The sequence below is a fragment of the Pseudomonas sp. CM27 genome, assembly GCF_013179515.1.
GTDB lineage: Bacteria > Pseudomonadota > Gammaproteobacteria > Pseudomonadales > Pseudomonadaceae > Aquipseudomonas.
Genome location: NZ_JABMCN010000258.1, coordinates 1 through 8472 on the forward strand (window position 1 = coordinate 1; position 8472 = coordinate 8472).

The following is an 8472-nucleotide window of genomic DNA, read 5'->3' on the forward strand; positions in this document are numbered from 1 at the left end:
TGACCCGCGTGCAGGCCATGCGCCGGGCGATCCTGCCACAGGCCTTGCGCACTGCCCTGCCACCGCTGGGCAACAGCTTCATCTCGCTGGTCAAGGACACCGCCCTGGCGGCGACCATCCAGGTGCCCGAGCTGTTCCGCCAGGCCCAGCTGATTACCGCGCGTACCTTCGAAGTGTTCACCATGTACGTGGCGGTCGCGGTCATCTACTGGGTGCTGTGCAGCATCCTTGCGCACTTCCAGAACCGCATGGAAGCGCGGGTCAACCAGCATGACCAGGAGCAATGAGCATGATTGAAGTCAAAGGCCTGACCAAGCGGTTCAAGGGCCAGACCGTGCTCAACGGCATCGACCTGACCGTGCGCCCCGGCGAAGTGGTGGCCATCATCGGCCCCAGCGGCTCGGGCAAGACCACCTTTCTGCGCTGCCTGAACCTGCTGGAAACCCCCGACGCCGGGCAGATCCAGATCGGTGCCATCAGCATCGATGCCAACCGCCCATTGGGTGGTCAGCAAAGTGCAATTCGCCGTTTGCGCCAGCAGGCCGGGTTCGTGTTCCAGAACTTCAACCTGTTCCCCCACCGCACCGCCCTGGAAAACGTGATCGAAGGGCCGGTAATCGTCAAGAAGACGCCCCGCGAGCAGGCCATCGAACTGGGCCGGCGCCTGCTGGCCAAGGTCGGCTTGGCGGGCAAGGAAGACGCCTACCCCAGGCGCCTGTCCGGCGGCCAGCAGCAGCGGGTGGCCATCGCCCGCGCCTTGGCCATGGAGCCCGAGGTGATCCTGTTCGACGAGCCCACCTCGGCGCTGGACCCGGAGCTGGTCGGTGAAGTGCTGGCGACCATCCGCGGCCTGGCCGAGGAAAAGCGCACCATGATCATCGTCACCCACGAGATGAGCTTTGCGAGGGATGTGGCGAACCGGGTCATTTTCTTCGACAAAGGCGTGATCGTGGAACAGGGCGAGGCCAAGGCGCTGTTTGCGGCGCCGAAGGAAGAACGTACCCGGCAGTTCCTGCGCAAGTTCCTCGGGACTGCGGCGTCCGAGTAAGTCTGTTCCGGCCTCTTCGCGGGCACGCCTGCGAAGAGGCCGGAACATCCACAGCAATTCCTCCTTCTATAAATATTCCAAAAAGTTAGTTCATAAACTTTTTATAAACCATTAGGGTATATAAACCGGACCACCGGACCAGCACATTTCTGTCGCGATCAGCTGTAGCGACGTAACTTTTTTGTGAGGTCAGGAATGGTCAGGGTCACAATCACCCCAGTGCGTATCGCCAGGGCATTGAGTGCAGCCAAGGAGCGGCACTGATGTCCAGCCAGCCAAATACCCAATTTCACAGCGATCTCGACAGCTCGCCCCTGCTGCTGCCGGCCAAGGTTCTGCGCAATGACGCCGAAGCCCTGCAAGCGGCCCGCGAACTGGCCGAGGCCGCCCGCGAGCAAGCCGCCCGCCGCGACCAGCAACGCAAACTGCCTTGGGCCGAGATCGAGCTGTTCACCCGCAGTGGCCTGGGCAGCATCAGCGTACCCAAGGCCCACGGCGGCCCCGAGGTGTCGTTTGAAACCGTGGCCGAAGTGTTCCGCCTGATCAGCGCCGCCGACCCGGCGCTGGGGCAGATCCCGCAGAACCAGTTCGGCATGCTGCAATTGCTGCGCCTTACGGCCACCGAGGCGCAACAGGCGGTGATCTTCCGCAGCGTGCTCGATGGTTGGCGCATCGGCAATGCCGGGCCCGAGCGCGGCACCAAGGACACCCTTACCCTCAAGGCCAGGATCACCCGCGCAGGCGACAGCTATCGCATCAGCGGCGAGAAGTTCTACTCCACCGGCGCACTGTTCGCCCACTGGGTAGCGGTAAAGGCACTGGACGACGAAGGCCGACAGCGCCTGGCGTTTGTGCGTCGCGGCAGCCCGGGGCTGCGCATCGTCGATGACTGGTCCGGGTTCGGCCAGCGCACCACCGCCAGCGGCACGGTGTTGCTGGACCAGGTGCCGGTGGATGCAGAACTGCTGATCGACAATTGGCGCCAGCGGGATATCCCGAACATCCAGGGCGCGAGCTCGCAGCTGATCCAGGCAGCGATCGATGCCGGCATCGCCGAGGCGGCAATCGAGGATGCAATCGCTTTCGTGCGGGAAAAGTCCCGGCCATGGATCGAAGCCAATGTCGACCGCGCCAGCGACGATCCTTATGTGATCGCCGACATCGGCCGCCTGAAGCTCGAGCTGCACGCCGCCGAAGCGCTACTGCGCAAGGCCGCGCGGGTGCTTGACGAGGTCAACGCTGCGCCAATCGACCCAGCCAGCGCAGCGCGGGCTTCGATCGCGGTGGCCGAGGCCAAGGTGCTGACCACCGAAATCGCCCTGCAGGCCAGCGAGAAACTGTTCGAACTGGCCGGCAGCCGCGCCACCCTTGCCGAGTTCAACCTCGACCGCCACTGGCGCAATGCCCGGGTGCACACCCTGCATGACCCGGTGCGCTGGAAGTACCACGCGGTGGGCGCTTACCACCTGAACGGCACGCTGCCTGCGCGGCATTCCTGGATCTGATTTGCGGGCCCTGGGGCTGCGTTGCAGCCCATCGCCGGCAAGCCAGCTCCCACAGGTCCGGCACTGGTTTCAGGACCTGTGCTGTCCTTGTGGGAGCTGGCTTGCCGGCGATTGGGGCGCGAAGCGGCCCCTAAGCCCCCGGAGAACAACATGACTACAAACATCATCACCAGCGACACCCAAGCCCTGGCCGTCGCCGAAGACATCGCCCAACAACTGCGCCGCGACAGCGCCCTGCGCGACCGCGAGCGCCGCCTGCCGCACGCCGAGCTCGAACTGTTCACCCGCTCCGGCCTGTGGGGTATCAGCGTGCCCAAGGCCTACGGCGGCGCCGGCGTTTCCAACGTCACCCTGGCCAAGGTCATCGCCCGTATCGCCCAGGCCGACGGCTCGCTCGGGCAGATCCCGCAAAACCATTTTTACGGCCTGGAGGTACTGCGGGTAAACGGCAGCGCCGAACAGCAGCAGCGCCTGTATGCCGAAGTGCTCGCCGGCCGCCGCTTCGGCAATGCCCTGGCCGAACTGGGCACCAAAACTGCCAACGACCGCACCACCCGCCTGAGCCGTGACGGCGACAGCTTCCGCATCAACGGCCGCAAGTTCTATTCCACTGGCGCCATCTACGCCCAGCGCATCCCCACCTCGGTGGTCGACGAAAACGGCGTGCAGCATCTGGTGTTCGTTCCGGCCGACAGCCACGGGCTGCAGGTGATCGACGACTGGAGCGGCTTTGGCCAACGCACCACTGGCAGCGGCTCGGTAGTATTCGACAACGTATTCGTCAGCGCGGCCGACGTGGTGCCATTCCAGAGTGCCTTCGAGCGCCCTACCCCGGTCGGCCCGCTGGCGCAGATTCTCCATGCCGCCATCGATACCGGCATTGCCCGCGCCGCTTACGAGGATGCCCTGCATTTCGTGCGCACCCGCAGCCGCCCCTGGGTCGACTCCGGCCTGGACAACGCCAGCGATGACCCGCTGACGCTGAAAAGCTTCGGCCACCTGGCGATCCGCCTGCATGCCGCCGAGGCCCTGCTGGAACGGGCGGGCGAATACCTGGACCGTGCGCGCGACGACAGCAGCGCCGACAATGTTGCCGCTGCCTCCATCGCCGTCGCCGAAGCCCGCGCCATCAGCACCGAGATTTCCCTTGCCGCCGGCACCGCCCTGTTCGAACTGGGCGGCAGCCAGGCCACCCTGGCCGAGCACAACCTGGACCGCCACTGGCGCAACGCCCGCGTGCACACCCTGCACGACCCGGTACGCTGGAAATACCACGCCATCGGCAACTACTACCTCAATGCTACCAACCCGCCACGTCGGGGGACCATCTGATGGCCAGGCAGATTCTGCTCAATGCCTTCAACATGAACTGCATCGGGCACATCAACCACGGCCTGTGGACCCACCCACGGGATACCTCGACCCAGTACAAGACCCTCGACTACTGGACCGACCTGGCGCGGCTGCTTGAGCGTGGCCTGTTCGACGGGCTGTTCATTGCCGATATCGTCGGCACCTACGACGTCTACGGCCAGTCGCTGGACGTCACCCTCAAGGAGTCGATCCAGCTGCCGGTCAACGACCCGCTGCTGCTGGTCTCGGCCATGGCCGCCGTCACCCGCCACCTGGGTTTCGGCCTTACCGCCAACCTCACCTACGAGGCGCCTTACCTGTTTGCCCGGCGGCTTTCCACCCTTGATCACCTGAGCAATGGCCGGGTGGGCTGGAACATCGTCACCGGCTACCTCGACAGCGCCGCCCGGGCCATGGGCCTGGACCGGCAACCAGAACACGACCGCCGCTACGACCAGGCCGACGAGTACCTGCAGGTGCTGTACAAGCTGCTGGAGGGCAGCTGGGCAGACGATGCCGTGGTCGCCGACCGCCAGCAACGGGTGTACGCCAGGCCAGACCGGGTGCGCAAGGTGCAGCATCAAGGCGAGTTCTACACCGTCCAGGGCTATCACCTGAGCGAGCCCTCGCCGCAACGCACGCCGGTGCTGTTCCAGGCCGGCAGCTCGCAGCGTGGCCTGGCCTTCGCCGGCAACCATGCCGAGTGCGTGTTCATCAGTGGTCAGGACAAGGCTGCCACCCGCGCCCAAGTCGACAAGGTGCGCGCGGCCGCCGAGGCCGCCGGCCGCGATCCGCAGGCGGTCAAGGTGTTCATGGGCATCACGGTGATCGTCGCCCCGACCGAGCAACAGGCCCAGGCCAAGCATGCCGAGTACCTGCACCATGCCAGCCCCGAGGCGGGGGTGGCGCACTTCGCCGCCTCCACTGGCATCGATTTCGCCGCCTACACGCTGGACGAACCCATTGCCTCCAGCAAAGGCAACGCGATCCAGTCGGCCACGCGCCAGTTGCAGGAAAACGCCTGGACCCGGCGCCGCCTGCTGCAGCAGCACGCCTTGGGAGGCCGCTACGTGACCCTGGTCGGCTCGCCCGAGCAAGTGGCCGAGCAGTTGATCGGCTGGGTCGACGAAACCGGCCTGGACGGTTTCAACCTGACCCGCACGGTAACCCCGGAAAGTTTCGAGGACTTTATCGACCTGGTCATCCCGCACCTGCAACAGCGCGGCCGCTACAAGACCGCCTACGCCGAAGGCACCCTGCGCGAAAAACTGTTCCAGGCCGACCACCCGCACCTGCCCGCCGGCCACCCTGGCGCGGCTTATCGCTTTACCCCGACCACTGCCCCGACTGGAGCCCTGCACCATGCTTGAAAAACTGTTCCGGCCCGTCGCGGCCATTGCTCTTGGCCTCGGCCTGTCCGCCACCGCCCTGGCAGCCGAGCCGCTCAAGATCGGCACCACCTCCGCCTTTGCCATTCCACTGGAAGCCGCCGTGGAAGAGGCGCACAAGCAGGGGCTGGAAGTGAAGCTGATCGAATTCAGCGACTGGATCGCGCCCAATGTCAGCCTCAACAGCGGCGATATCGACGTGAACTACTTCCAGCACATCCCGTTTCTGGAGAACGCCAAGGCCGCTGCCGGCTTCAACCTCGTACCCTATGCCCCGGGGATCATCAACAACGTCGGGCTGTACTCGAAAAAGTACAAAAGCTTCGACGAGCTGCCTGCCGGTGCCAGCGTGGCCATCGCCAACGACCCGATCAACAGCGGGCGTGGTTTGCAGTTGCTGGCCAAGGCAGGCCTGATCACCCTCAAACCCGGGGTTGGCTACAAGGCCACCGAGGACGACATTGTCGCCAACCCGAAAAAGCTGAAGATCCTGCAGGTCGAGGCCGTGCAGCTGGTGCGCGCCTATGACGACGCCGACCTGGTGCAGGGCTACCCGGCCTACATCCGCCTGGCGAACACCTTCGACGCCGGCTCGGCGCTGCTGTTCGACGGCCTGGAAAACAAGGAATACGTGATCCAGTTCGTCATTCGCCCACAGAACAAGGACGACCCGCGCCTGGCCAGGTTCGTTGACATCTATCAGCACTCGCCTGCCGTGCGTGCGGCCCTGGACAAAGCCCACGGCAAGCTCTACCAGGCCGGTTGGGAGGGCTGACATGAGCCAGGCCAGCGCGCTCAGGGCGCCCACCGTACAACCACTGCCGCCAACGGCCAGGGAGCAGGCCCTGCGCCCGGAGGTCAATCAGGCCCATGTGCGCTTCATCGGCCTGGGCAAAACCTACCCAGGCCAAGCGCAACCGGCCTTGCAAGGCATCGACCTGAACATCCGCCATGGCGAGATCTTCGGCATCATCGGCCGCAGCGGCGCCGGCAAGTCGTCGTTGCTGCGCACCATCAATCGCCTGGAGCAACCCAGCCAGGGTCGGGTGCTGATCGACCAGGTGGACATCGCACCCTTCGACGAGGACCACCTGGTGGCGCTGCGCCGGCGCATCGGCATGATCTTCCAGCACTTCAACCTGATGTCGGCCAAGACCGTGTGGCAGAACGTCGAGCTGCCCTTGAAGGTGGCCGGCGTGGCCAAGTCCGAGCGCCAGCGCAAGGTGGCCGGCCTGCTGCAACTGGTCGGCCTGCAGGAAAAGCACCACATGTACCCGGCGCAGCTTTCCGGCGGGCAGAAACAGCGCGTGGGCATCGCCCGGGCGCTGGTGCACGACCCCGAAATCCTGCTGTGCGACGAAGCCACCTCGGCGCTGGACCCGGAAACCACCGCGTCGATCCTTGAGCTGCTGCGCGACATCAACCAGCGCCTGGGCCTGACCATCGTGCTGATCACCCACGAAATGGCGGTGATCCGCGATATCTGCCACCGGGTGGTGGTGCTCGAACGTGGCCAAGTAGTGGAGCAAGGTGAAGTCTGGCGGGTGTTCGGCGCCCCGCGTCACGAGGTTACCCGCACCCTCCTGGCACCCTTGCAGCCCCGTTTGCCAGCGGCGCTGCAAGCCAGTTTGCGGGCCAGCCCGGCGAGCCGCAGCAGTGCCGTGGTACTCAAGCTGACCCTGCTCGGCGAGCCCGAGCTGTCTGCCCTGTTCAACGAGCTGGGTGGCCGTGTGCGCCTGTTGCAGGGTGGTGTGGAAACCATTGGCGAGCATGCCTTGGGGCAGCTGATTCTGTCGGTACAGCACTCGCCGCATGACACGTATCAATTACTGGAGCGCGCCCGCCGCTGGGCCGAGGACGTGGAGGTACTGGGCCATGTGGTTTGATCGCCTGCTCGAAGGTTTGCTCGATACCCTGCTGATGGTAGGTGTGTCATCGCTTGTCGCGCTGCTGGTGGGGGTGCCGATGGCGGTGTTGCTGGTCACCAGCGACAAAGGTGGCATCTTCGAGGCGCCCCTGCTGAACCGGGTGCTGGGCGCGTTCGTCAACCTGTTCCGCTCGATACCGTTCCTGATCCTGATGGTCGCGCTGATCCCCTTTACCCGGCTGGTGGTGGGTACCACTTATGGCGTGTGGGCGGCGGTGGTGCCGTTGACCATCGCGGCAACGCCGTTCTTCGCGCGCATTGCCGAGGTCAGCCTGCGCGAAGTCGACCATGGTTTGGTGGAAGCCGCACAGGCCATGGGCTGCCGGCGCTGGCACATCGTCTGGCACGTGCTGTTGCCCGAGGCGCTGCCGGGAATTGTTGGCGGCTTCACCATTACCCTGGTGACCCTGATCAACTCCTCGGCCATGGCCGGAGCCATCGGAGCCGGCGGCTTGGGGGATATTGCCTACCGGTATGGTTACCAGCGTTTCGACAGCCAGATCATGCTGACGGTGATTGCCATGTTAGTGGCATTGGTGGCGTTGATCCAACTGGGCGGGGACCGCTTGGCGAAAGGCTTGAACAAGCGTTGAATGCAGGGGCTGCTTTGCAGCCCTTTCGCGACACAAGGCCGCTCCTACAGGCGACCGCGTATCCCTGTAGGAGCGGCCTTGTGTCGCGAAAGGGCCGCAAAGCGGCCCCGGCAATTTCAATCCCAGCGAAGATCCGCAGCCGGTACCGGCCGCCCGAACCAGTACCCTTGGCCCAGCTGACACTGCTCCTGCAGCAGGAAACCGGCCTGCTCCGCCTGCTCGATCCCTTCGGCATGCACCTGCATGCCCATGCTGCGGGCCAGGGCGATGATGACCCGCACGATCGCGATGTCATCCTCATCCAGCGGCAACCCGGCAACAAAGCCCTGGTCGATCTTCAGCTTTTGCACCGGCAAGCGTTTGAGCCGCAGCAACGACGAATAGCCCGTACCAAAATCATCAATGGCCAAGGTCACCCCCAGCTCACGCAACCGATGCAGCTGCTCAAGCGCCACTTCCGGGTCATCCATCACCGCGCTCTCGGTCACCTCCAGCTCCAGCAAAGCAGGGGCCAGGCCGGTGTCGTGCAACACCTCGGCCACCTGCCGGTACAAATCGTGCTGGCCAAACAGGCGGCTGGAGATATTCACTGCCACAAATGCCAACTGCCGGCCCTCGGCCTGCCATTGCACCATCTGCCAGCACGCCTGGCGCAGCA

At 64.8% G+C, this 8472-nt stretch carries 9 protein-coding genes; 8 read left to right on the plus strand and 1 reads right to left on the minus strand.

What is annotated here, in order from left to right:
* The 8 genes from HP547_RS24510 to HP547_RS24545 form a co-directional block, all read left to right on the plus strand.
* A partial coding sequence (locus tag HP547_RS24510) for an ABC transporter permease subunit (protein WP_172287941.1) occupies positions 1-287 on the plus strand: 287 nt, incomplete at its 5' end.
* Between the two features lie 2 nt (positions 288-289).
* Positions 290-1048, plus strand: a complete 759-nt coding sequence (gene tcyN, locus HP547_RS24515) for an L-cystine ABC transporter ATP-binding protein TcyN (protein WP_172287944.1) — start codon at positions 290-292, stop codon at positions 1046-1048.
* 263 nt (positions 1049-1311) lie between these two features.
* On the plus strand, positions 1312-2553 hold the full coding sequence (locus HP547_RS24520) for an SfnB family sulfur acquisition oxidoreductase (RefSeq protein ID WP_172287947.1): 1242 nt from the start codon (positions 1312-1314) through the stop codon (positions 2551-2553).
* A 150-nt stretch (positions 2554-2703) separates the two neighbouring features.
* Positions 2704-3885, plus strand: a complete 1182-nt coding sequence (locus HP547_RS24525; protein WP_172225032.1) for an SfnB family sulfur acquisition oxidoreductase — start codon at positions 2704-2706, stop codon at positions 3883-3885.
* Positions 3885-5276: an LLM class flavin-dependent oxidoreductase gene (locus HP547_RS24530; protein WP_172287950.1), complete on the plus strand. Its 1392-nt coding sequence runs from the start codon at positions 3885-3887 to the stop codon at positions 5274-5276. The genes HP547_RS24525 and HP547_RS24530 overlap by 1 nt, the downstream gene beginning before the upstream one ends.
* Complete coding sequence (locus tag HP547_RS24535) at positions 5269-6069, plus strand: MetQ/NlpA family ABC transporter substrate-binding protein (RefSeq protein ID WP_172287953.1); 801 nt, start codon at positions 5269-5271, stop codon at positions 6067-6069. The genes HP547_RS24530 and HP547_RS24535 overlap by 8 nt, the downstream gene beginning before the upstream one ends.
* A gap of 1 nt (position 6070) precedes the next feature.
* Positions 6071-7180 carry a methionine ABC transporter ATP-binding protein gene (locus HP547_RS24540; protein WP_172287956.1) on the plus strand — a complete coding sequence of 370 codons (1110 nt, stop codon included), beginning with the start codon at positions 6071-6073 and terminating at the stop codon, positions 7178-7180.
* Complete coding sequence (locus HP547_RS24545) at positions 7170-7814, plus strand: methionine ABC transporter permease (RefSeq protein ID WP_079230410.1); 645 nt, start codon at positions 7170-7172, stop codon at positions 7812-7814. Before HP547_RS24540 ends, HP547_RS24545 begins: the two co-directional genes overlap by 11 nt.
* A gap of 116 nt (positions 7815-7930) precedes the next feature.
* On the opposite strand, the gene HP547_RS24550 is transcribed toward HP547_RS24545, so the two are convergent.
* Positions 7931-8472: EAL domain-containing protein (locus tag HP547_RS24550; protein ID WP_172287959.1), on the minus strand; the 542-nt coding region annotated here is incomplete at its 5' end.